Here is a 22,626-nt window from a genome sequence, read left to right as displayed (position 1 = left end):
GGCCGGCGGCACCGGCGTCAGCACGACGATGATCGACGACTCGCATCCGCTCCTGCTCGGCTCCGGCTCGCCGCGTCGGCGAGAGATCCTGACCACGCTCGGCCTGCCTCTCCGCGTCGCGGCAGCCGAGGTCGACGAGGCGGGGCGCGCCGAGGAAGGGCCCGCGGCCTACCTGGAGCGGGTCACCCTGGCGAAGCTCGCGGCCGCGCGGCGCCTCCACCAGGCGGCCGGGGCGGGCGCGATCCTCGTCGCGGACACATCGGTCATCCTCGGCGACAGCATCCTCGGCAAGCCGCGGGACGAGGCCGACGCGCGCGCCATGCTCCGCGCCCTCTCGGGCCGCGAGCATCAGGTATGGACCCGGTTCGCGATCGCCGACGGCGGCCAGGCCGAGCTCGCCGCCGACGCCGCCTCGATCCGCGCCGAGGCGCGCCACGCGGAGACGGTCGTGACGCGCGTGCGCTTCCGCGCGCTCGACGACGACGAGATCGCGTCGTACGCGGCGACCGGCGAGGGGCTCGACAAGGCCGGCGCCTATGCGATCCAGGGCATCGGCGCGTTCGCCGTCGCGCGCATGGACGGCTCGTACTCCAACGTCGTCGGTCTGCCCGCGTGCGAGGTCGTCGCGGCGCTGCGGGCCACCGGCTTGCTCGCGCGCTTTCCGCTGCCGCCCGCGCGCTCGTCATGAGCGCCGACGCACCCGCCGACGCACCGGCCGACGCACCGGCCGACGCACGGGTTGCCGCGCGCCGGCGCGACGCGGCCGCGATCTTCGCCCTCGCCCTCGCCGCGCGCATCGCCGTCGTCGCCTGGGCGGCCGGGCGCTTCCCGCCCACGGCCGACGGCGCCTACTACCACCGCATCGCCGAGCGGATCGCGGCGGGGCTCGGTTACACGTGGCTCTGGCCGGACGGCGTGGTCTCCTACGCCGCGCACTATCCGGTCGGCTACCCGGGCGCGGTCGGCGCCCTGTACGCGTTGTTCGGCGCGCGCCCCGCGGTGGCGATGCTGCTGAACGCCGTCCTCGGCGCGCTCGCCGCGCTCGCCGTCCACCGCCTTGCGTCCCGCGCCGCGCCGCGTTCGCGCGCCGTACCGGCGCTCGCGGGGGCGCTCGTCGCCCTCCACCCCGGGCTCGTCGCGTACACGCCGGCCCTCATGACCGAGGGCGTCACCGGCGCGCTCGTCGCCTGCGCGGCGTGGGCGTCCGCGCGGGCGCGCGATCGCGGCCCCGCGCTGGCCCCGTTCGTCGTCGTCGGGCTGCTCGTCGGCGCCGCCACCCTCGTCCGCCCGCAGTCGCTCCTGCTCGCGCCCGTGTTCGCCGGCCTCGCCCTGTCAGGCCCCGCGCCCGGCGGCAGCCCCCGCCTCGATGGATCCTTCGCCGCGCGGGCGGCGCGGCGCGCGGCGCCCGTCCTGCTCGCCACGGCCGTCGCGCTCCTCGTGTGCGCGCCATGGACCGCGCGCAACTGCGCGCGGATGAACCAGTGCGCGCTTGTCAGCGTGAACGGAGGCTGGAACCTCCTCATCGGCGCGGACCCGGCCTCCACCGGCGCCTGGGCGCCCATCCAGGTGCCCGAGGCGTGCCGCGAGGTCTTCGACGAGGCCGGCAAGGACGCCTGCTTCGGGCGCGAGGCGCGGCGGTACATCGCCGAGCACCCCGGCGCGTGGCTCGCGCTCGTGCCCCGGAAGCTCGCGGCGACGTTCAACTACTGCGGCGCCGCCGGGTGGTACCTGCACGACGCCAACCCCGCGGCCTTCAGCGAGGCCGACAAGGTCGCGCTCGGCGCGGTCGAGACCGTCTTCGAGCGCGCCGTCCTCCTCCTCGCCCTCGCGTGGGCGGCGCGGAGCCTCAAGCGGGCGCCCGGCGCCCTGCATGACCGCGCTCGCGCCCCCTCGCTCGCCCAGCGCGCGCTCGGGCTGGCCCGGCTCGCGCTGCTCGCGCTGGGGATCGTCGCCGCGCTCCACGTCCATGCCTGGGTGGGCTACCTTGCGCTCCTCGGCCTCGCGCTGCTCCAGGGCCGCGCGCTCCTCCGGGCGCCGGTGCTCGTGGGCGCCGCGCTCGCCGCCCTCGCCGCGACGGCGGCGACGCACGCCGCGTTCTTCGGCGCCGGACGCTACGCGCTCGTCGCGTTCCCGCTGCTCACGGGGCTCGCCGCCCTCGCCGCGGCGCGGCAGGGCGCGGAGCGGCCGGGCGCCGGCGCGCCGCGCGCGACGGGCGACGCGGGCGACGCGGTCTCCAGGCCTCCGCGGGGGCCGGGCGACGAGCTACTTTGACAGCGCCGCCCGCGCTGCTGCATCCTAGGCGCCCCTCGGCTCGGGAGCGCGTGCCCCCGGCTGGTGACGAACCCTGGAGGAGAGACGGATGCCCTTGATTGAAACGGAAGAGGCGGCGCGCCGCCTCGCGCGCGCCATCGCAAGCGATCTCTCGCTCTACAACGAGGAGAAGATCGTGCAGGGCATCCAGCAGGATGACCTCTTCACGGTCCTGTCCGAGGAGATCGAGGAGGGCCGCGCCCTCTACAAGAGCCGCGTCTCGCCGGACCTCTACCAGAAGAATTTCTACGACCGCGCCCTCGTGGACATCCTCATCAAGTCCAAGGGCCACATCAAATCGAAGATCTGGTAGCGAGCGCCCGGAGCTGGTCGAGCGCCCTGCGCATGTCCGCCGGCAGCGCGCTCTCCCAGCGTACCGGCTTCTGCGTCGCGGGGTGGATGAACCCGAGCACGCGCGCGTGCAGGGCCTGCCGCCCGAGCTCCTCGGCGATCGCCCGCACCGCCGGCTTCTTCGGCGGCTTGCCGTAGAGGGGATCTCCGAGGACGGGCGTCCTGCCGCGCTCGGCGAGGTGCACCCGGATCTGGTGGGTGCGCCCCGTCTCGAGCGAGCACGCGACGACCGTCGCCGCGTCGCCGAGCCGCTCGAGCACGCGGACGTGCGTCACGGCGCGCCGCGGCGCCGCGGGCGCGCCGGCGCCGCCGCGGATCCACGACGTGAAGCGGAGCCTGTCGGTCGGGTGGCGGGCGTGGAGCGTGTCGTACGTGGCGTCGCGCGCCTCGCCGGCCACGATCGCGGCGTACTCGCGCTCGATCGCGTGCCGGGCGAACCGCTCCTTCAGCGCCTCGCGGGTGGGCTCGTCCTTGGCCACGACGAGCAGGCCGCTCGTGCCTCGGTCGAGCCGGTGCACGATCCCGGGGCGGACGTGGCCCATGGGATCGCGCGGATCGGCGGGGGCCAGGGCGAAGCCGGGCAGGGCGAGCAGCCCGTTGACCAGCGTGCCCGACGCGTGCCCGCGCGCCGGGTGGACGACGAGCCCCGCGGGCTTGTCGATCACGAGCAGGTGCTCGTCCTCGTACACGACCGGGATGGCGACGTCGGGATCGGCAACCGCGGCGGAGGGAGGCGGCGCTTCGGGCCGGACCTCGACGAGGGCGCCAGGCCGCACCGCCACCGACGCGCGCGCGGGCTCCCCGTCGACGAGGATCCGGCCGGCGGCGATCCACCGCTGGACCGCCGCGCGCGAGGTCGCGCGGCCGGCGCGCTCGAGCAGGAGGACGACCAGCTTGTCGAGCCGGTCGCGCGGATCGCCGTCGCCCACCTGGAAGTGGAGCGCTTCCGCACCGGCAACCATCGCGTTCGTCACGGGCCTCGTCCGCAGCCGAGCGGCGCCAGCGCGCGCGTCGCTGCGTCGGATCAATACTCCGTATCGCCCTCGTCGTCCTCTTCGGCGGTCCCGAGCTCGGGGTTGAGCGCGACGTGCGACTCGAGATCCTCGAGGCGCTGGGCTTCGGACAGCCTGGCGAGGCCGCACTGCTCGACGAGGTACAGATCGAACGCCGTGTAGCGCGGGAAGACCCGGACGTTCGTGTCCTCGTTGTCCAGGCCGAGGATGACGAGCTCGCCGTCCCGCCTGGCCTCGCCGAGGTACAGCGCGTTCCACGGATGGCCGGGGAGGTTGGGCAGCCGCACGACCTTGCCGCGGAGCCGCGACTCGGTCCAGCCGAGGTCGGTCTTCGCCTCGGCCAGCTTGCGGACCGAGGTGAGCTTCGGTCGAGGCGCCGAGGGGTCGCGCCCGAAGCGGTGCCGCCCCTTGAACCGCGGTCCCAGGCTATCGAGCGTGAAATCGAACTCGAGGAACGCCCGCAGCGTGGGCGGCAGCTCGACCATCAGCTTCGACTCGAGCGCATCGAGCGCCGCCGGGCTCGCTCCCACGGCGGCATGGCTGGAAGGGCGCTTCTTCAGATGCGCGATCACGCGCTGCACAAGCTCAACGCCACGTTCGATCGGTGCCATGTATCCACGGGCCGCAGTTGCGCGGCGTTCTTCGGGGCCCGGAGGCCTCACCGGGGCCGCATCCTGGCCCCCGTTGTCGCGCGCTCGGGCGGCACTCTACATCAGCCGACCGGGAGCGCGTCCCTCTATGGTGCCTACCGGTCCGGTCCGCTCGGTGTCAACCCGCGATCGCACCGAGATGCGATCATCGTTCCGCCCGGGCCGATGGCCCGGCCTCTGCGGCATCACCGCCGTGCCGAGGATCGCGGCCCGCCTCTCGTCCGTGCACGCAAGGCGCGCCGCGCCCGCCAGATCAGGAAGGCGACCGCGGCGAGCACCACGGCGGCGCCGACCGCCAGGATGACCCAAGGTGGCGCAGGGTAACGGCCGCGCTGAAGACCCGGAGGTGGCCGCTCGACCTCGATCTGGAGCTGCGCGCCCACCGCGCCTCGTTACACGCGGACGCGTCGACCCGCAACCGATCCGCGCGCACGTCAGCCGGATCGACGGAGCGCCGCCGCTCCGCCCGATCGTCCGGGCGTCTTCACACGCTGCGGCACGGCTCGATCTCGAGTCGAACCAGCGCGAGCAAGACGCCGCCGGGACGAGGGCTCAAAACTTGCTTCCCTGGAAAGCCAGGCGTGTACAGTGAGCCGACGCGTGGGGCCGTGCGGCCGGGGCGCGAGGGTGAGAGATGAGGCCGGGCTCTTCAGCATGGGTCGGGGCGGCGCGTCCGCGGTCCCCAGGGATGCGACGGTTCTTCTTCGCGGTGGCGGCGTGCGCGGTGCTCGGCGCATCGGCGGGCGCCTGTGGCCGGACGAGCCTCCTCGCGCTCCCCGACGCCGGCGCAGCGGGCGGCGGCGGCACCGGCGGCGACGGCGGCAGCGGCGTGGGCGGCATCGGCGGCGTGGGCGGCGCGGGAGGCTTCGAGGCGTGCCGCGGCCCCGCGGATTGCGACGACGGGGACGAGTGCACGACCGACGCGTGCCGTGACGGGGGCTGCGAGCACCGCCCCCGCGACGACGACGGTGACGGCCTCCGCCCCATCGTGTGCGGCGGGATCGACTGCAACGATCTCAATCCGGCCGTCTTCCCCGGCATGCCCGAGCGCTGCACGGACGCGGCGGACAACGACTGCAACGGCGTCGCCGACTGCTTCGACCCCGCGTGCGCCGCGGCGGAGATCTGCGGCTGTACCCCGCGGCCCGGCGGCGAGGATTGCCAGAACGGCGTCGACGACGACTGCGACACCGTCGTCGACTGCTTCGACGCGGAGTGCGCGGGGACCGCGGCCTGCGGCTGCTCCGCCTCCGAGGCCGGCAGGTGCGGCGACGGCCTCGACGACGACTGCGACGGCGACTTCGACTGCGAGGACGCCGACTGCCGCGCCGATCCGCAGTGCGCCTGCAGCGGACGGGTCGAGGCGTGCGACAACCGCGCGGACGACGACTGCGACCTCCTCGTCGACTGCAGCGATCCGGACTGCCGTGGCTTCTTCCCGTGCGCGTGCCAGCCGCCGGGCTCGCCGGAGCGGTGCGAGGACGGCTCCGACAACGACTGCGACGGGCGCGTCGACTGCGCGGATCCGGAGTGCATCTCCGCGCCGTCCTGCAAGGTGTGCGTGCCCGAGGTCTGCGACGACGGCGTCGACAACAACTGCGATGGGCGCGTCGACTGCGCCGACGGCGCGTGCGCCTTCGCGCCCGGCTGCGCGCCGACGCCGGAGCAGTGCAACAACCGCCTCGACGACGACCGCGACGCCCTCGTGGACTGCGCAGATCCTGACTGCGCGAGCAATCCGCGCTGCGTGCTCGAGCAGGCCAACTGCCTGTCGCCGAAGCTCATCCCCGGGACCGGCGTCTACACGGGCGACACCACCGGCCACGTGAGCGAGACCCGGGGCGCGTGCGGCGGCGACGCCGGCGAGGCGGTCTTCTACTTCGTGCTCACCGAGCCGTCGCGCGTGCACCTCGACTCGCGCGGGTCGAGCTTCGACTCCGTGCTCTACGTGCGCACCGGCGCCTGCAACTCAGGCCGCGAGATCGGGTGCGACGACGACAGCGGCGGCGAGGCGTGGTCCTCCCTGATCGAGTTCAGCATCCTGTACCCGGGCACGTACTTCGTGTTCCTCGACGGCTACACGATCGATCCCGCGAGCGGGTCGAACGAGGGGCTCTTCAGGCTCAACGTCGCGATCGACCCGAACCCGAGCGAGGCCTGCGACGACGACGTCGACAACGACGGCGACCACTACGTGGACTGCGCCGACCCTGACTGCGCCGCCTTCGGCCCGTGCCGCAGCTGCGCGCGCGGCGCGGCGCCGGGCCCCGAGTTCGGGACCGCCGCGTGCACGGACGGGGTCGACAACGACTGCGACGGCAAGCTCGATTGCGCCGATGAGGACTGCAGCGCGAGCGACTTCTATGTGACGGAGTGCTGCGACGGCCTGGACGACAACGGCAACGGGATCCCCGACGATTTCAACTGCCGCTGCGCCTCCGACGCGGATTGCGACGAGGGGCAGATCTGTTACACGCACACGTCCTACACGTGCGGCATTCCGTGCAACGCCTTCTTCGGGAGCATCTGCCCGTTCGTTGCGCCGGGCTCGCACTGCAACAGCGCGACGAACCAGTGCGAGTTCTGATGGGCCGGAGATCGGCGCTCCCGCTCTCGGGCGCGCAGCTCTCCCCTGCGAACGGTCGCTCGCGGTAAGGTCACGCCATGGAGATCGTCATCATTCGCCATGGACAGGCCGTGGACGACGCGCCCGGCCTCGGCGACGCCGGTCGCTGGCTCACGGGCAAGGGCCGCAAGGTCACCCGGCGCGTCGCGAAGTGGCTCACGAAGCAGAAGGGCCGCTGTCCTGCGGAGATCTGGACGAGCCCCCTCGTGCGTTCGGTGCAGACCGCGGAGATCATCGCCGAAGCTGCAGGGCTGACCGACGAGGTCTCGGTGGTCGCCGAGCTCTCTCCTTCGCGCGACACCGCCGACATCCTTCGCCTGCTCGCGCAGCATCAGGGCGGGCAGCCGCTGGCGCTCGTGGGGCACGAGCCCTCCCTGTCGTCGCTCGTGACGTCGCTGGTCGGCGACATCGGCTGGACGGGGCTGAAGAAGAGCGGCGTCGTCGCGGTGAGCTGGGACGGGCGCGGGCCGGGGGTCGTGCGCTTCGTCCTGGACCTGAAGGCCATGAAGGCGGTCGACCCGGTGAAGGACGCGCAGCAGCAGGCGCCTCGGTCCCGCTGAGCGGCGTCCGCGCCCGGGCGCCGCTCAGCGCACCGATCGCTCCACGGCGCTCAGCACGTCGACGTCGCGAACGCCGTCCGCCTCGGCGCGGTACGAGAGCACGATCCGGTGCCGCAGCGCCGGGATCAGCAGCGCCCTCACGTCCTCCACGTCCGCGGCGGCCTCTCCGCGGAGCGCCGCGCGCGCCTTGGCCGCGATCACGAGCGCCTGGCTCCCGCGCGGCCCGGCGCCGTAGCGCACGTAGTCGCGGACCTCCTGCGCGACCCGCTCCGCCCCCGGCCGCGTCGCCCTGGCGAGGCGCACGGCGAGGTCCACGGCCTCGTCGGTCACCGGGATCCTCGGGACGAGGCGGCCGATGGCCCGCACCTCTGCCGCCTTGAGCACCGGCGCGATCGCCGGTGGCTTCCCCGACGTCGTCCGCCGCGCCACCTCGCGTTCCTCGGCCTCGCTCGGGTAGGTGACGTGAATCTCGAGGAGGAACCGATCGAGCTGCGCCTCCGGCAGCGGGTATGTGCCCTCCTGCTCGATCGGGTTTCGCGTCGCGAAGACCTGGAAGGGGTCGGGGAGGGCGTGCGTGGTGGTCCCGACGGTCACCTTGCGCTCCTGCATCGCCTCGAGCAGCGCGGCCTGCGTCTTCGGCGGCGTCCGGTTCACCTCGTCCGCGAGGACGAGGTTGTGGAAGATGGGCCCGGGCTGGAAGCGCAGGCTCCGGGAGCCGTGCTGCTCGTGCAGCACGTCGGTCCCCGTGATGTCGGCGGGCAGCAGATCCGGCGTGAACTGGACGCGCCCGAAGCTCAGGTCGAGCGCCCGGGCGAGCGACGCCACGAGCAGCGTCTTGGCGAGCCCTGGGACGCCGACGAGCAGCGCGTGACCGCGCGCGGCGAGCGTGATCAGCATCGCCTCGACGACGTCGTCCTGCCCGACCACCGCTTCGGCGATCGCCGCGCGGAGCCGCCTGGCTCCCTCCGCGGTGCGCTCGAGGAGCGCGGCGTCCGACAGGGAGCTCGACTCCTCGTCGGCGGTCATCGCGTCGTCATTCCTGTGCTCGGGATCGCTCATGGGGGCAGGGCTCGTACCCCGAGGTTGCGATGCCGACAAGGACCGGCCGGTCGCCGTTCGCGTGGCGGCGGGGGTTCAGCGCCGTGGAGGTTTGCTCCGACAGGTGAGCCGGTGTTAGCAATCGATCGCGATGGCGCAGAGCTCTGAGGCCCAGGAGAGGAGCGGGCCGCGCGAAGCGGACGGGGCGGTGCAGCGCGAGCTGGAAGCGAGCGAGCCGGCGGGCGAGCCGCGCAGCGGCGGCGCCGGCGCGGCGGAGGGAGACGCGGCCGCCTCCCGGACGGCGGGGGAGGACGGCCGCGACGAGGGCGGCGGGGAGAGCGGGGAGGCGCCGTCGGCCCCGCTCGAGTCGCTGAGCCTGCGTGACGGGCCGATCCCGCACGCGCCGCTCCCGCCGGTCGCGGCGCCGTGGCGCTCCTACAAGGAGATCCTCGCGGGCCTGGGCCAGCGCGTGCTGGACGCGCAGCGGCCGCTCCGCATCCTCCAGGCGCTCCGGTGGGAAGCGGAGGTCGAGGAGCAATTTCTCCGCTCGAAGCAGCGAGAGCTGCCCAAGGTGACCTACTCGGACGACCTGGGCTTCGATCCGGAGGCCAAGCTGCGCGAGATCGAGGAGATCCTCCGCGACGCGGAGCGGGAGCTCGGCAAGCGCGACCGGCTCGGGCAGATCCTCCGCGCGACCGCGGACGAGTACAGGAAGGTCGTGAGCATGCTCATGGGGCGGGGGACGAAGGCGTTCTACACCCTGTCCCGCGAGCTCTACGGCTCCCCGAAGGACAAGCTGCCCGACGGGAAGACGAGCGTGCGGGACATGGGTTTCGTGCTCTACGACCTCCTGACGGCGATCGGCGGCGAGCGGCTCGGCCCGCCGCAGCAGCGCGAGATCACGGCAGAGATGGCGGCGCTCGAGCTGAACGCCCGCTTCGATCGCTTCTTCGGCGGCGCGTCGATCCGCGTCCAGGTGGACGATTCGCTCCTCGCCGACGCCGCTGCCGGGAGCGACTACGTGAAGATCCGGAGCGGCGCGATGTTCTCCAGGAGCGACGTCGACATCCTCGAGGCGCACGAGGGGTGGGTCCACGTCGCGACGAGCTTGAACGGGCAGGCTCAGCCGGTGGCGCGCTGGCTGGCGAAGGGGCCCCCGCGCACCACGGCCGTTCAGGAAGGGCTCGCGGTCCTTGTCGAGATCCTCACCTTCCGGAGCACGCCGCGCCGGGCGAAGAAGCTGAACGATCGCATCCTCGCGGTGGACAAGGCGGAGGACGGGGCGTCCTTCCTCGACGTCTTCGAGTGGTACCGCACCGAAGGGTACGAGGAGGAAGAGTGCTTCCAGAACGCCCGGCGCGTCTTCCGCGGCGGCGTCCTCGCGGGAGGGGCGCCGTTCACGAAGGACGCCTGCTACTGCAAGGGGATCGTCCTCAACTACGCCTTCATGCGCGCCGCAATTCAGCACGATCGCGCGATGCTCATCCCCTTCCTGTTCGTCGGGAAGGTCGCGCACGAGGACGTCCCCATCCTCCACGCGCATGTGACCGACGGGATCGTCCGCCCGCCGCCGTATCTCCCGCCGATGTTCGACGACATGAGCGGGCTGGCGATCTGGATCTGCTACTCTTCCTTCTTCTCCCGCCTCGGGGGGACGGCGATCGCCGAGCACTACGGCAGGATGCTGGAGCACTGAGCGCGCCCCTCTGCCTTGGGGCCGGCTCCAGACGTCACCTCCGGTGGAGCCTCCTCAGGGAGGTGGCGCCGCGGGAGCCTGCGCGTCGGCGCCGCCCGCGTGCACGCTGGCGATCGCGCGCGTGACCGCGAGCCAGACCCGCTGCCGGATGGCGTCCGGCACCTCGGGGATGAGCCGGGCCGCGTTCATGAGCGACTCGTCGTCTGCGGCTCGGGAGCGCTCTGCGACCGGGAGCCTCAGGGGGTCGCGGAGCGCGCGCCGGTCCTCGGCGTTCATTCGCTTCACGGCCACGCGGAAGTCCTCGCGGGCGAGCCTGAGGCGGTTGCGCACCGTGTTCTCGTTCATGCCCAGATCGCGCGCGATGTCGGCGGTCGTGAGCTCGAGCAGGTCGTGCATGATCAAGACGATCCGCCGGTCAAGATCGATCGCTCCGAGCAGCCGGCCAACGAGCTGGCCGCTTTGCACGCGGGCGAGCATCTGTTCCGAGCTCAGCCCTGGATCGGCGAGATCGAGCGGCCAGCTCGTCCCAGCGCCGACCGCTATCTCTCGACGACGATGGGCGCGCTCGCGGTAGTGGCCGACCTGACGCCAGGCGATGCCGAACAGCCAGCGCCTGAGGGGTTCGCGCAGCGGCGTCGCGCCGTGCGGAGCGCTGCGGTCCGGGCCCGGCCCATCGCCGCACGAGGGGTGGTTGGCACACGCGTCGCGGGGGCTGCGCCCTGGATCGAAGCCGTCGAGCGCGTGGTACGCAGCGATCATGACGTCCTGCAGGACGTCGTCGACATCGCGCTCTGCCACCCCGAGCCAGCGGAGCGCTTGCCGGAGGAACGACAGGCCCACAGCGTACACGGTCTCGAAGCTGGGCCGCTCTGGAAGCGGCACGTGCTCAAGAGGCTGTTGCATGCCTGAACTTACGTACAGCAGCCCCGGCTGATTTGAAAATCGTCACAGCATCCGACGGTTGGTCTTTTATGTGAAATGGATCACATATTCCGTGCTGTCCAGAGATGCACAGGCAGCCTGGACGCCGACCCCTCGGCGGCTGGATGAGGTCCCGGTCTGTGTACGGCGCGCTTACTTGCCCTGGAACGTCGGCTTGCGTTTCTCCATGTACGCGGCGAGCCCCTCGCGAGCGTCCTCCGACGCGAACAGCTCCGCCTGGAGCTCGCGCTCGAGGGCGAGCCCCTGTTCAAGCCCCACCTCGAAGCCTGTCTGTACGGCGCGCTTGATGCGTCCGACCGCCAGAGCCGCGCGGTCCGGCAGCGTGAACGTATGACTGTACGCGAGGACCCGGTCCATGAACTCGTCATGGGAGGCCGTCTCCCAGACGTCGTTGACCAGGCCATGGGCGAGCGCCGTCTCGAAGTCGAACGTCTGCCCCTCGCACATGAGCTGGATCGCACGAGACTTACCGATGAGCCTGGCGAGGCGCTGGGTGCCGCCCGTGCCCGGCAGCACGCCGAGCGCGACCTCCGGGAGGCCGATCTTGCCGGCGCCCTTGCGGGCGATGCGCAGATCGCAGGCCATCGCAATCTCGAGACCGCCGCCTACAGTGTGGCCGTTCAGCGCCGCGATGCAGAGCTTTGGCGTGTGCTCGAGGCGGCTCAACGTCTCGTTCGCGTGCAGACAGAAGTAATATTTGAACGTCGGGTCCGACTCGCGGAGCATGTTGATGTTCGCTCCGGCGCAGAAGAACTTTTCGCCATGCCCGGTGATGACGATGACATGTACATCGTTGTCGAAGCGGGCCTCGAGGATGGCCGCATCGAGGTCCTTCATCATCTCGTGCGTGTAGCCGTTGACGGGCGGATCATTGAGGGTAAGCAGCGCGACGCCGGCAGAGGTGGCGTAGTCGACGAGAGCCATGGGCGCTCTTTACCAAACCGACAGAAAAAGCGCTGCCCCCTGGTAGAAAGGCGCGGAATTGTGCTACCCCGCAGGGAAGTGCTCATGAACGCGCAGGACGTGCGGCAGAAGTTAAAAGAACTCATGGTCGAGGAGCTGAACCTCGAGGGAAAGACGCCGGCCGACATCGACGACGCGGCGCCGCTGTTCGGTGAGGGGCTGGGGCTCGACTCCCTGGACGCGCTGCAGCTCGCCATGAGCGTGGAAGAGCGTTTCGGCGTCCGCATCCCGGAGGGCGACGAGGCGAGGCCGATCTTCGCGTCGGTGGACGCGCTCGTGGCCCACATCCTGAAGTCGACCGCGGCGGCGTGAGCGCGCTGCAGAGAGCCGTTCAAGCGTGCGAATCTGGGTGACGGGCATCGGGATCGTCTCGCCGCTGGCCCGCGGGGCGAGGGCGACGATGGACCGGCTCGTCGCAGGAGAGCGGGCCTTCGCGCCGCTCTCCCTCTTCGAGATCCCGGGGACACGCGCGCGTATGGCCGCCGAGGTCCGCGGTCTCTCGGCCGAGGAGGTCGCTCCCCCGGGCGAGGCGGAAGGGTGGTCGCGCACCGACGCGATGGCCGTGCTCTCGGCCCGCGAGGCGCTCGCGCACGCTGGGATCGACCCCCGGGCGACGCCGGTCGACCTGGTGGTCGGCGGGACGACGGCCGGCATGTTCGAGACAGAGGAGCTGCTCGCCTGGCTGTCGCATGATCCCAGCGCGATCGCCCCGTTGAAGCGGATGCTCTCGCACCCGCTCTCGTCGACGGCCGATCACGTCCGCGCCGCTGTGGGCCCCTTCCGCCGGGTGAGGAGCGTCTGCAGCGCCTGCTCGAGCGGCGCGAACGCCATCCTGCTGGGCGCCGCCTGGCTCCGGGCCGGCCTTTCCACGCGCGTCCTCGCCGGGGGCGCCGACGGCCTGTGCCGGCTGACGTACACCGGCTTCGGCGCGCTGTCGGCCGTCGATCCCGAGCCGTGCCGCCCGTTCGACAGGCGGCGCGCAGGGCTGAACCTCGGCGAAGCCGCGGCGTTCCTGCTCCTGGAGTCGGAGGACGCCGCCCGCGCGCGCGGCGCGGAGCCGATCGTCGAGCTCCGCGGCTGGGCGACCGGCGCCGAGGCGCACCACATCACGAACCCCGAGCGCGAGGGGCGCACCGCCGCCCGCGTCATGCGCGACGCGCTCCGGTGCGCGGCGCTCGCGCCCTCGGATCTGGACTACGTCAACGCGCACGGCACGGCGACGCCGCTGAACGACGTCATGGAGAGCGCGGCCCTGCGCGCTTGCCTCGGCGCCGAGGTGAGCCGCATCGCCGTCTCGTCGTCCAAGGGGCAGATCGGGCACACGCTCGGCGCGGCGGGCGCCGTCGAGGCGGCGATCACCGCGCTCGCCATCGCGCGCGGCGTGATGCCGCCGACCTGCGGCCTCGAGGAGGTCGATCCGGAGTGCCAGCTCCTGCACCTCAAGGAAGCGCGCGAGGCGCCGATCCGTTCGGCGATGTCGAATTCGTTCGGCTTCGGCGGCACGGACAGCGTGCTCGTCTTCGCGCAGCTCGATCGGTTCCCGCCGCCGCGCGACGCCGGCGGCGCGCCGCGGCGGCGCTCGGTGGTCGTGACCGCGGCCGCGACGATCGGCCCCCTCGGGGTCCTCTCGTCCCGCGGCGGCGCCGCCTACCTCGAGCCCGGTCCCCCGCCGGCCGAGGGGCCCATCGCGTTCAACACGGGCGCGCACCTCGACCTCGCTCGCGCGAGGCGGCTCGACCGCGCTGGCCGGCTGACGACGGCCGCGATCCTCACCGCGCTCGCGGACGCCGGGCTCGGAGGCGCGGCGCAGATCGAGGCCCGCGCGAGCGATCCGGCGGCCGACGCCGCGCCGAGCCGCACGCTGCCCGGCGCCATCGTCGGCGCCTCCTTCGGCAGCGTCGACGCCTCGACCGCGTACATGCGGCGCATCTACGACAAGGGGGCGAAGTACGCGAGCCCCGCCGATTTCCCGAACCTGGTCCCCTCGTCGCCGGTCGGGCACGCCTCCATCTACCTCGGCCTGCGCGGGCCGGTGTTCGCGATGGCCGATCTCGGCGCGACGGCGGAGTCGGCCATGGTCACCGCCATCGAGCTGATCACGGCGGGCGAGGGGGAGGCGCTCGCCGCCGGCAGCGTCGAGGAGGCGAGCCCCATGATCGAGCGATGCCTCGGCCCGATCTGCTCCGAGGTCGTCCAGTGCGGCGCGCGGAGCGAGGGCGCCGCCGTGCTGCTCTTCGAGAGCGCCGAGCGGGTGCGAGAGCGCGGGGCGCGCCCCGTGGCGACGGTGGCCTGGTGGAGCTCCTGGCGCGGCGACGGCGTGGGGATGCTCGCGGGAGCACCAGCGCCGGTCCCCCTCGGCGCGCACGTCGATGGCGCCCAGCGAGCGCAGCCCGGCGCGCCGGCGCCGGCCGCGGTGTTCGTCGGGCGGCAGGAAGATCGCATCGTCGCCTGCTTGCGCGGCTCGCCCTGGGCCGAGGTGCCGCGGTCCACGCTGGCGTCGCGCGCGGGCGATCACGAGGGCGCCGGCGGGTTCGCCGCTGCCGCGGCGATCGCGGCGCTCGCGAGCGGCGCCCTCGCGAGCGTGCTCCTCCTGGGCGGCGCACCCGACCGAGGATACGCGATCCTGCTGGTCGCTCCCGGCGACGCGTGACGACACCGCCGCGCGTGTCCGACCGTCGTATGCGCCGCCCCGTGAGCGCCGCGTGCCTCCTGCTCTCGTTCGCGTGCGCTCCCGCGTGCGCCGCGAACGGCGCGCGGCGAGGCGGCGCGCTCGACGCCGAGTTCGCGAAGCTCCTGCCACGCCCTTCGCCATCTGCCCCCGCCGCGCGGCCCGACGCGTCCGCGTGGCGCGACGGGCGCCGGCGCCTCGCCGACCTCCGCCGCGAGGTCGAGGGGGCTGGCCCGCGCACGCTCCGCGTCCGCCTGGCGCTGCGGGAGCCGCGCACGGGCCACGTGCTCGAGGCGCGCGGCGCGATCGCGATCGCCCCGCCGACCGTCGCCGTCCCCGAGCGGGCGCGCGCGGCGGGCCGCGCGCACGTCGGGCCGGAGGGCGCGCTCCGGATGATCCTCCTCGGCCCGGGCGGCACCACCGCGCTCGACCTGTGGACGCGCGGCGATCGCTTCCGCTTCGCCGTCCCCGCGCTCGATCTGCTGAAGCGCGGCGACGCGTCGACCCCGCGCGCGTCGCTCCGCGGCCTGCCGGTGGACTTCCTCCGCTGGTGGATGCTCCACCCCGCGGCCGGCACGCTGCTCTGGTACGAGCGCGCGGCGAGCGCGGACTCGTTCGTCCTGCGGGACGGCGACGCCGTGATCGAGCTGCGCATCGACGACCGCGGCGCGATCGGCGCGCGCCGCACGACGTGGTCGACCGCCGGCGACGCGCGCCGGCGCCGGCTCGACGAGGAGGTCGTGATCGCCGAGGGCATGGGCTGCGGCAACGTACGCTACGCGCAGGCCTCGACCGGCCTGCTCGTCACCGTGATCTGCGAGGCCGAGGAGCGCGATCGCGCCCCCGATCCGCGCGCGTTCGTCGATCCCGACGCGATCCGGCCGGGGGACGGCTCATGAGCGACGCGTGCGTGATCGCCTCGGGCGCCGTCTCGGCGCTCGGCCTCGGCCCGCTCGCCTACCGCGTCCCTGACGTCGGCGAGCCCGCGCCCGTCGCCATCGCGCACGACGCGGAGCTCGCCCGCGCCGGCCTCCAGCGCCCCTTCGCCGCGCGCGCCCCCGCGGAGCTCGGCATTGCCCCGGGGCCCGACCGCGCGACGGACCTCCTGAAGACCGCGCTCTCCCAGGCGCTCGGGACCCTCGACGCCGTGCGCCCGGGCTGGCGCGGCGAGCGCATCGGCATCGCCCTCGGCACCTCCAGCGGCGGCATGCTCACCGCGGAGCGCTTCTTCGCCGCGCGTGCCGAGGGCGCGGAGGCCAGCGCGCTCGCCGCGCTGGCCGCGAAGGCGACCTACTTCGCGCCGTTCAACGGCGCGCTCGCCGCCTTCGACCTCCAGCGAACCCCCTTGCGCACGCACCTGCTCGCGGCCTGCGCCGCGAGCACCTTGGCGATCGGCCTCGGCCTCCGCTGGCTCGATCGCGACGCCTGCGACCTCGTGCTCGCCGGCGGCTACGACGCGCTCAGCGTGTTCGTCGCCGCCGGCTTCGAGGCGCTCCGCGCGACCACCGCGTCGAGGTCGCGTCCCTTCCGCCTCGGCCGTGACGGCATGGCGCTCGGCGAGGGGGCCGCCATCGTCGCCCTCGTCCGTGAGGATCGTCGCCGGGGTGCCCCGGTGATGGCGCGCGTCGCCGGCTTCGGCGCATCGACGGACGCGGTGCACATCACCGCCCCGGATCGCACGGGCTCGGGGCTCGCGCGCGCCGGCGCCGCGGCGCTCGCCGACGCCGGGTGGCCTGCCTCGCGCGTCGGCCTCGTCAGCGCCCATGCCACGGCGACGCCCTACAACGACGCGATGGAGTCGCGCGCGATCGCCACGCTGTTCGCGGCGCCCCGCCCTGGTGACGGCCCGGGCGCGCCGCCGGGCGCCGCGAGCTCTCCGCCGGTGGTCCACCCGTTCAAGGCGCAGATCGGGCACACGCTCGGCGCTGCGGGCGCGCTCGAGGCGCTCGCGGCTGCTGCCGCCCTCGCCGCGCGCGTCGCCCCCCCGGCGGCGTCCGAGGGCGAGCTCGACCCCGACGCACCGGCGCTGCTGCTCGAGCGCGCCGAGCCTCGCCCGCTCTCCGCGGCCCTCAAGCTCTCCGCGGCGTTCGGCGGCGCAAACGCCGCGCTCCTCCTCACGTCCTCCCCGAGCGGGCGCCACCCTCGACGCCCCCGCCCCGTGTATCTCCGCGCGCACGCGCGCGTGACAGGCGCCGACCTCGGGCTCCTCGCCGAGGCGACCGGCGTCGCGCGCGACCGCCTCGCGCGCCTCGACGCGCTCTGCCGGCTCGGGCTGTCCGCCGTCGCGGCCCTCGCCGCGGTCGTCGGCGAGGGCCGCCTGCGCGGCGCCGGCATCGTCGCCGGCCATGCGCTCGCGACGATCGACACCAACGAGATCTACGACGCCCGCCGCCGCGCGCGCGGCGCCCGCTTCGTCGAGCCGCGCCTCTTCCCCGCCACGTCGCCGAACGCGATCGCGGGCGAGTGCGCCATCGCGTACCAGCTCACCGGGCCGAGCTTCGCGGTCGGCGCAGGGCTCGGCGGCGCGCTGGAGGCGCTCCGCGCCGCGACCGAGCTCGTGGCGGCGGCCGACGCGGATCGCATGGTCGTCCTCGCGGCCGACGACGCGGGGCCGGTCGCGCGCGATCTCCTCGGCCTCCTCGGCGCGCAGTCGCGCGCATTCAGCTGTGGCGCCGTGGCGCTCCTCCTGCAGGCGGACCCCGGCGACGCCGCGCGCCTGCGCACGGTCGATCCCGACCTCCCGGTCGACCACGAGGGGCCGGTCGGCCACCTCGCCCTCCTCCGCTGGCTCGAGGAGCACGGCTAGCGCCCGTACACCCGTCCGCGCCATCCGCGGCGTTCTCGATCGCTTCGCTTGCCGATCTGTGCCCCGATCTGGCAAGGTCCCCCCGCTGGAATCCGCTGCTTCCCCTGAGCGTTGTCCTGCCCGCGTATGCTCTGCCGCAAAACAAACGCTGTCGCCTCATTCCTCGTCGTTGCTTCGACCGTCCTCGCCGGCTGCGCGACCCACTACATCCCGAACACGGACGTCGAGGACAGCGAAGACAACCGCAAGATCATCCAGTTCTGCGAGAAGTACCGCAACGCGGTGGAGAGCAAGAACGTCGGCGCGCTGCTCCAGCTCGCATCGCCCAAGTACTACGAGGACGGCGGCAACATCGATGCGGCGGACGACCTCGATTACGCCGGCCTTCGCGAGTACCTGAACGGCAAGTTCCAGGAGGCGCGCGCCATCCGTTACGAGATCCGTTACCGGCGCGTCCTCCGGGAGGATGACGTCATCTACGTCGACTACACCTACAGCGCCAGCTACCGCATCCCGGGCCGCAAGGGCGAGGAGTGGCGCCGCAAGGTGGAGGACAACCGCCTCGAGCTGGTCGAGCACCAGGACGAGTACCGCATCATCGCGGGGATGTAGCGCCCCGTCGCCGCGCTGGCTCGCCGCGCTAGTTCAGCGCGCTCTTCGAGGAGGGGGCATCGAAGACGCCCTTCTCCTTCGCGGCGGCGAGCACGCGGAGCGCCGTCCGGTAGCCGCGCAGGACGAGCGGCTTCGCGGCGAACCGGTTCATGTAGCTGTACCGGCCGACCGCGGGCGCCACGTCGAGGAAGGTGACGTTCGGGTAGAGCTTGGAGAGGAGCTCGACGCCGCGCCGCTCCTTCTCGGCAAGGAGGATGCTGAGCGACTGCCGGACCACGCTGGGCGCCCCGCTCCTCGCGATCGAGCGCTGCGCTCCGTCGCGCTCCTCGGGCCGGTAGATGTTGGAGATGATCACGATGTTCGCGCCGGCGTTCACGGCCACGTCGGCCGAGAGCGTCCGGATCACCTCACCGCTCAGGTGATAGCGGCCGTTGATGCGGTAGGGCCGGAACAGGCCTGGCACGCAGCAGCTCGCGGCCACGGCCTGGCTGATCGGCGTCGCCTCGTCGTAGCCCGGGCCGAACACGACGCGCTTCGCGCTGTCGACGTCGACCGCCGTCACGTAGACCGCGTGCGGGAGCTGCCGGAAGTCGTTGATGGGCAGCGTCCGGCGCACGTAGCTCTCGAGCCTGTCGATCGAGAAGACCCCCGAGCAGAGGTACCCCGGGTCGAGCAGATCGCGCAGGGCGGGGGCGCCGAAGAAGCTCGACACGTGGAGGCGAGGCCCGCGGTGCCGCCGTCGCCACGGCAGGCGGTAGGCGTCGAGCAGCACGTCGAGCGGGATATCCTGCCCGTACGTCGCGCTGACCAGCGCGCCTGCCCCCGCGCCCACGTAGATCTCTGGATGGATCCCCAGCTCTTCGCAGGCCTTCAGCACGCCGAGGTGCGCCAGGCCTCGGGCCGCCCCCCCGGAGCCAACGAACGCGATCTTGAGGCGGCTCATCGACCGCAGATCTTGCCGGAGATGCCGCACGAGCGCAAAGCCTACTGTATCTGGAAGTCCTCGAGCAGCCGATAGATCCTGAACCGCGGTCCGTCCCGCCGCAGCCAGACCACGATCTCGTCTCCGAGCAGCCGATCGGCCGCGATCCGGGCGGTCATGATCGGCACCCGGATCACGACGTCTTGGTCGTCGAGCGTCTCGGGCTGGATCGCGGGGTGATGCGGCGTCGCGAGCACGTCCTCGGCCCGGAAGATCTGGAGCTCCGACTCGCGGTAGATCGGCTCTCCGGCCAGCTTTCCGTAATCGAGCCGCCGGAAGCGCTGCTCCCACCAGTGCCCGGCGTTCGGCGGCTGCCCTTGTCCGCCGGACCCGGTCTGGATCGCGAGGGCATCGCGCGTCAGCAGGTCGCTCAGGGCCTCGCTGTCCTCGGCGATCACCCGCTGGAAGAACTCGGCGACGACGTCCAGCGCAAGGCCGATGCCGAGCGGCGTACGGAGGGTCACGACGCCGTCGCGGGCGTCGGCTTGATTCACCGGTCGCGGAGGCGTGCTCGCCAGATCGATCGCCACGCCATCGGGGCGGCGGCGCTCCTCGGGCAGCTCGGAGGCAGCGGGGAACGACGCCGCTGCGCCCATCCCGCACCCGAGGAGGGGCGAGCCGAGGAGCGCGGCGAGGATCAGCGAGGGAAGTGTCGACGGCGGTCGCAATGCGTCGGGGGCGCCGGCCGGCGGTGGATGCCCCCGGCGCCCCTCTGGGATGTGGCGGCGTTCAGATCGGCTCGATCGCTGGCTCATCGGCGCGCGTGAACGTCACGATCGCACGCTCACCGACGTGGGTCCATCCCGCGGGGACCTGGTCGTCGTCGAAGTCCGACGCGACGAGCGTCAGCCGGCTCGCCGCGTAGTCGGGCATGCGCATGCGACCGAGGCCACCGTCGCTCAGCAGCCGCTCCATGTCGTCGCTGCCCTGGTAGATGCGGTACGCCATCGGCGTGCCGCCGTGAGCCACGAGCAGGTACTCCGGGTTCGTGACCACGATGTTCATCGCGCTCGGCCCGGCGCCTTCCTCGGCGCAGAGCCGATCGACGAGCGCGATGGAGGACCGGAGGGCTGCCCGCGCGCTCGCCGCGTCCACAGTGGGCCGATCGAGCTGGTTGCTGTCGTGGAGGAAGGACAGGAACAGGTGGAAGAGGAGCTCGCTGTCCGTCTCGCCGCGGACGTCCCGCTGGAGGAACTGCGGCAGCGAGTCGCTGAGCTGGCCCCGCAGCCGGGCGAACCCTTCGACCGTCCCCGTATGGGCGAACAGCCACTGCCGGTAACGGAACGGGTGCGTGTTCTCGGTGCGCAGGCTGCCCACGGTCGCAGCCCGGACATGCGCCACGAGGATGTCGGCGCGCACGTCCCTTGTCATGTCGACCAGGCTGATCTCGGGTCGGTCGTCGATCGGCCGGCGCTTGAGGAGAATCTCTCCTCCCTGGTAGAAGCCGACACCCCAGCCAGGGATCACGCCCTCCCTTCGGCGAACGACGAGGGCGCGATCTTCAAGCTCGATCGCACGCGCGCCGAGATCCGGACGGTTACCGATGAAGCCGACGAGACGAGCCATAGCTTTGTCCTCGCGAGTTGGGTCGGGGGGCGGGGGCAGTGTCCGGCTCGCCGGTAGAGCGCTCCCTCATCTGCAAGCAGGGGTGGCTCCGTCGGTCGGCCGCGTGAGCGTGGGTCGCGGGTTGCGCCCTATGCTTTCTTGATACGACAGAGTCGCCCTGCAAGCGGAGCAAAAACGGATCCCTAGCGGCGGCGCTGGCCGCGAGCACGGCCTGACCACACTGCCCGCCGCGCGTCGCGCCGGTCGCGTGACATCTCACTCACGCTCCCTCACGCCTCCCCGCAAGGCGAGGTTTCCCACGCCGGGGTACGCACGGGTACGCGCGAGGTCCTGGCTAACCTCGGCTGCTTTCGCGCGTCGGCCCGTCGCGTCGGCGCCGTGGCGCATCGCGCCGTGGCCCGAGCCGCTCGAAAGAGCGGCCAGAAATCCTGGCGGGAGCTCTGACGCGCGGCACTACGGCGCGAGCCGGTTCAGCATGCGCGGGAACGGGATCGTCTCGCGCACGTGGGGAAGGCCGCAGATCCAGGCGACGCTCCGCTCGACGCCGAGCCCGAAGCCCGCATGCGGGAAGGTGCCATACCGGCGCAGATCCAGGTACCAGCCGAACGCCTCGGGGGGCAGCTTGTGCGCCTCAATTGCCCGCTCGAGTGTGGCGAGATCGTCCTCGCGCTGCCCGCCCCCGATCACCTCGCCGTAACCCTCCGGCGCCAGGACATCGACGCAGAGGGCGACCCGGTCGTCCGTCGGATCGCGCTTCATGTAGAAGGCTTTCACCTCGGCCGGATAGCGGTGGATCATGACCGGGCGATCGTACCGGCTGGAGATGATCGTCTCGTCCTCTCCCCCGAGGTCCTCGCCCCAGGGGAAGTCCGGAACTCCAGCTTCTCCCGCCGTCTTGCGTTTTTCCGCGCGCGCCTCGTTCAGGATGGCGACGGCGTCGTCGTACCGGATGCGGGGGAACGGCTTCTTGACGGCCTCCAGCTTCGACACGTCGCGCTCGAGCACGGCGAGCTCGGGGCGGCGCCGCTCGAGGACGCGCTCGACGATGAAGCAGAGGAAGTCCTCGGCGAGGTCCATGTCGCCGTCGAGGTCCATGAACGCCACCTCGGGCTCGACCATCCAGAACTCGGCCAGGTGGCGGCGCGTCTTCGACTTCTCCGCGCGGAACGTCGGCCCGAAGCAGTACGCCTTCCCGAACGCGGCGGCCGCCGCCTCCATGTAGAGCTGCCCCGACTGGGTGAGGTACGCCTTGTCGCCGTGGTAGTCGGTCTGGAACAGCGTGCTCGTCCCCTCGCACGCGTTCGGGGTGAAGATCGGCGCGTCGACGAGCGTGAACCCGCGCCCGTCGAAGAAGTCGCGGATGGCCTGGATGATGGTGTGACGCACGCGCAAGATCGCGTGCTGCCGCCTCGAGCGCAGCCAGAGGTGGCGGTGATCCATGAGGAAGTCGGTCCCGTGCTCCTTCGGCGAGATGGGGTACTCGCCGGTCGTCGGGCCGATCAGGCGGAAGCCGGACGCGACGATCTCGAAGACCCCGGCGCGCTTCGGGTGCGCCTTCACCTCGCCCGCGACCTCGATCACGCTCTCCTGCGTGATCTTGTCGGCGGCCGCGAAGACCTCGTCGCCGACGTCGCTCTTCGCCATCACGCACTGGACGGTGCCGAAGCCGTCGCGCAGCTCCAGGAAGTGGAGCTTGCCGCTCGATCGCTTGTTGTAGAGCCATCCGCGGAGCGTGACCGTGCGACCGACGTGCGCGCTGAGATCGCTGGTAGCGATGACGGGCGAGTCCTGCATGGGCCCGGGAAATAGCACGGTTTAGTTGCGGTTGACGCCGGCTCCGGCC

At 72.7% G+C, this 22,626-nt stretch carries 21 protein-coding genes; 12 read left to right on the top strand and 9 right to left on the bottom strand.

The features are described 5' to 3' along the window. Positions 1-28: 28 nt before the first annotated feature. The 3 genes from WMF24_RS31490 (at position 29) to WMF24_RS31480 (ending at position 2,623) form a co-directional block, all read left to right on the top strand. A complete protein-coding gene (locus WMF24_RS31490) occupies positions 29-688 on the top strand; it encodes a Maf family protein (protein ID WP_437738879.1) in 660 nt (219 codons plus the stop codon). Continuing rightward, positions 685-2,271: a hypothetical protein gene (locus WMF24_RS31485; protein WP_437731117.1), complete on the top strand. Its 1,587-nt coding sequence runs from the start codon at positions 685-687 to the stop codon at positions 2,269-2,271. Before WMF24_RS31490 ends, WMF24_RS31485 begins: the two co-directional genes overlap by 4 nt. 88 nt (positions 2,272-2,359) lie before the next feature. Beyond that, positions 2,360-2,623 (top strand): hypothetical protein, encoded by a 264-nt coding sequence (locus tag WMF24_RS31480; protein ID WP_012238561.1) that lies wholly within the window; start codon positions 2,360-2,362, stop codon positions 2,621-2,623. On the opposite strand, the gene WMF24_RS31475 is transcribed toward WMF24_RS31480, so the two are convergent. Continuing rightward, positions 2,604-3,635: an RluA family pseudouridine synthase gene (locus tag WMF24_RS31475; protein ID WP_437731116.1), complete on the bottom strand. Its 1,032-nt coding sequence runs from the start codon at positions 3,633-3,635 to the stop codon at positions 2,604-2,606. The genes WMF24_RS31480 and WMF24_RS31475 overlap by 20 nt on opposite strands. 50 nt (positions 3,636-3,685) lie before the next feature. Continuing rightward, the gene (locus WMF24_RS31470; RefSeq protein WP_437731115.1) at positions 3,686-4,246 is read right to left on the bottom strand and encodes an SMI1/KNR4 family protein; all 561 of its coding nucleotides are present in this window, start codon (positions 4,244-4,246) and stop codon (positions 3,686-3,688) included. Positions 4,247-5,012: 766 nt separating this feature from the next. Between WMF24_RS31470 and WMF24_RS31465 the strand changes: the two genes are divergently transcribed. Then, positions 5,013-6,911, top strand: coding sequence for a MopE-related protein (locus WMF24_RS31465; protein WP_437731114.1), 1,899 nt, complete (start codon positions 5,013-5,015; stop codon positions 6,909-6,911). Positions 6,912-6,988: 77 nt separating this feature from the next. Then, on the top strand, positions 6,989-7,510 hold the full coding sequence (sixA, locus tag WMF24_RS31460; RefSeq protein WP_437731113.1) for a phosphohistidine phosphatase SixA: 522 nt from the start codon (positions 6,989-6,991) through the stop codon (positions 7,508-7,510). Positions 7,511-7,534: 24 nt separating this feature from the next. Here sixA and WMF24_RS31455 read toward each other — a convergent pair whose 3' ends face one another. Beyond that, positions 7,535-8,569, bottom strand: a complete 1,035-nt coding sequence (locus tag WMF24_RS31455; protein ID WP_437731112.1) for an AAA family ATPase — start codon at positions 8,567-8,569, stop codon at positions 7,535-7,537. Between the two features lie 130 nt (positions 8,570-8,699). On the opposite strand from WMF24_RS31455, the gene WMF24_RS31450 reads away from it, so the two are divergent. Then, entirely contained in the window at positions 8,700-10,244 is a 1,545-nt protein-coding gene (locus tag WMF24_RS31450; protein ID WP_437731111.1) for a flavohemoglobin expression-modulating QEGLA motif protein, read from the top strand. A 54-nt stretch (positions 10,245-10,298) separates the two neighbouring features. Here the strand turns inward: WMF24_RS31450 and WMF24_RS31445 are convergent, their stop codons facing one another. Further along, complete coding sequence (locus WMF24_RS31445) at positions 10,299-10,640, bottom strand: sigma factor-like helix-turn-helix DNA-binding protein (protein WP_437731110.1); 342 nt, start codon at positions 10,638-10,640, stop codon at positions 10,299-10,301. Between WMF24_RS31445 and WMF24_RS31440 the strand changes: the two genes are divergently transcribed. Continuing rightward, positions 10,635-11,153: a hypothetical protein gene (locus WMF24_RS31440; protein ID WP_437731109.1), complete on the top strand. Its 519-nt coding sequence runs from the start codon at positions 10,635-10,637 to the stop codon at positions 11,151-11,153. The two genes, WMF24_RS31445 and WMF24_RS31440, sit on opposite strands and share 6 nt — an antisense overlap. Before the next feature lie 165 nt (positions 11,154-11,318). Here the strand turns inward: WMF24_RS31440 and WMF24_RS31435 are convergent, their stop codons facing one another. Beyond that, positions 11,319-12,110, bottom strand: coding sequence for an enoyl-CoA hydratase/isomerase family protein (locus WMF24_RS31435; protein ID WP_437731108.1), 792 nt, complete (start codon positions 12,108-12,110; stop codon positions 11,319-11,321). 84 nt (positions 12,111-12,194) lie between these two features. On the opposite strand from WMF24_RS31435, the gene WMF24_RS31430 reads away from it, so the two are divergent. The 5 genes from WMF24_RS31430 (at position 12,195) to WMF24_RS31410 (ending at position 18,235) form a co-directional block, all read left to right on the top strand. Continuing rightward, on the top strand, positions 12,195-12,461 hold the full coding sequence (locus WMF24_RS31430) for a phosphopantetheine-binding protein (RefSeq protein WP_433927994.1): 267 nt from the start codon (positions 12,195-12,197) through the stop codon (positions 12,459-12,461). Positions 12,462-12,486: 25 nt separating this feature from the next. After that, entirely contained in the window at positions 12,487-14,799 is a 2,313-nt protein-coding gene (locus WMF24_RS31425; protein WP_437731107.1) for a beta-ketoacyl synthase N-terminal-like domain-containing protein, read from the top strand. Between the two features lie 41 nt (positions 14,800-14,840). Continuing rightward, complete coding sequence (locus WMF24_RS31420; RefSeq protein ID WP_437731106.1) at positions 14,841-15,716, top strand: hypothetical protein; 876 nt, start codon at positions 14,841-14,843, stop codon at positions 15,714-15,716. Beyond that, positions 15,713-17,623 carry a beta-ketoacyl synthase N-terminal-like domain-containing protein gene (locus WMF24_RS31415; RefSeq protein ID WP_437731105.1) on the top strand — a complete coding sequence of 637 codons (1,911 nt, stop codon included), beginning with the start codon at positions 15,713-15,715 and terminating at the stop codon, positions 17,621-17,623. The genes WMF24_RS31420 and WMF24_RS31415 overlap by 4 nt, the downstream gene beginning before the upstream one ends. 126 nt (positions 17,624-17,749) lie before the next feature. Further along, entirely contained in the window at positions 17,750-18,235 is a 486-nt protein-coding gene (locus tag WMF24_RS31410) for a hypothetical protein (RefSeq protein WP_437731104.1), read from the top strand. A gap of 28 nt (positions 18,236-18,263) precedes the next feature. Here the strand turns inward: WMF24_RS31410 and WMF24_RS31405 are convergent, their stop codons facing one another. The 4 genes from WMF24_RS31405 to asnS all read right to left on the bottom strand — a co-directional run bounded on the left by WMF24_RS31405 (position 18,264) and on the right by asnS (position 22,577). Then, the gene (locus WMF24_RS31405; protein ID WP_437731103.1) at positions 18,264-19,178 is read right to left on the bottom strand and encodes a patatin-like phospholipase family protein; all 915 of its coding nucleotides are present in this window, start codon (positions 19,176-19,178) and stop codon (positions 18,264-18,266) included. Positions 19,179-19,219: 41 nt separating this feature from the next. Further along, positions 19,220-19,885, bottom strand: a complete 666-nt coding sequence (locus WMF24_RS31400) for a hypothetical protein (protein WP_437731102.1) — start codon at positions 19,883-19,885, stop codon at positions 19,220-19,222. A gap of 61 nt (positions 19,886-19,946) precedes the next feature. Beyond that, the gene (locus WMF24_RS31395) at positions 19,947-20,783 is read right to left on the bottom strand and encodes a class II glutamine amidotransferase (protein WP_437731101.1); all 837 of its coding nucleotides are present in this window, start codon (positions 20,781-20,783) and stop codon (positions 19,947-19,949) included. Positions 20,784-21,236: 453 nt separating this feature from the next. Further along, the gene (asnS, locus tag WMF24_RS31390) at positions 21,237-22,577 is read right to left on the bottom strand and encodes an asparagine--tRNA ligase (RefSeq protein WP_437731100.1); all 1,341 of its coding nucleotides are present in this window, start codon (positions 22,575-22,577) and stop codon (positions 21,237-21,239) included. Between the last annotated feature and the right edge of the window lie 49 nt (positions 22,578-22,626).

Source organism: Sorangium sp. So ce1335, assembly GCF_051521615.1.
Lineage (GTDB): Bacteria > Myxococcota_A > Polyangia > Polyangiales > Polyangiaceae > Sorangium.
Note: the sequence above shows the minus strand (reverse complement) of the source record. Positions and strands in the feature narration are given on the sequence as shown.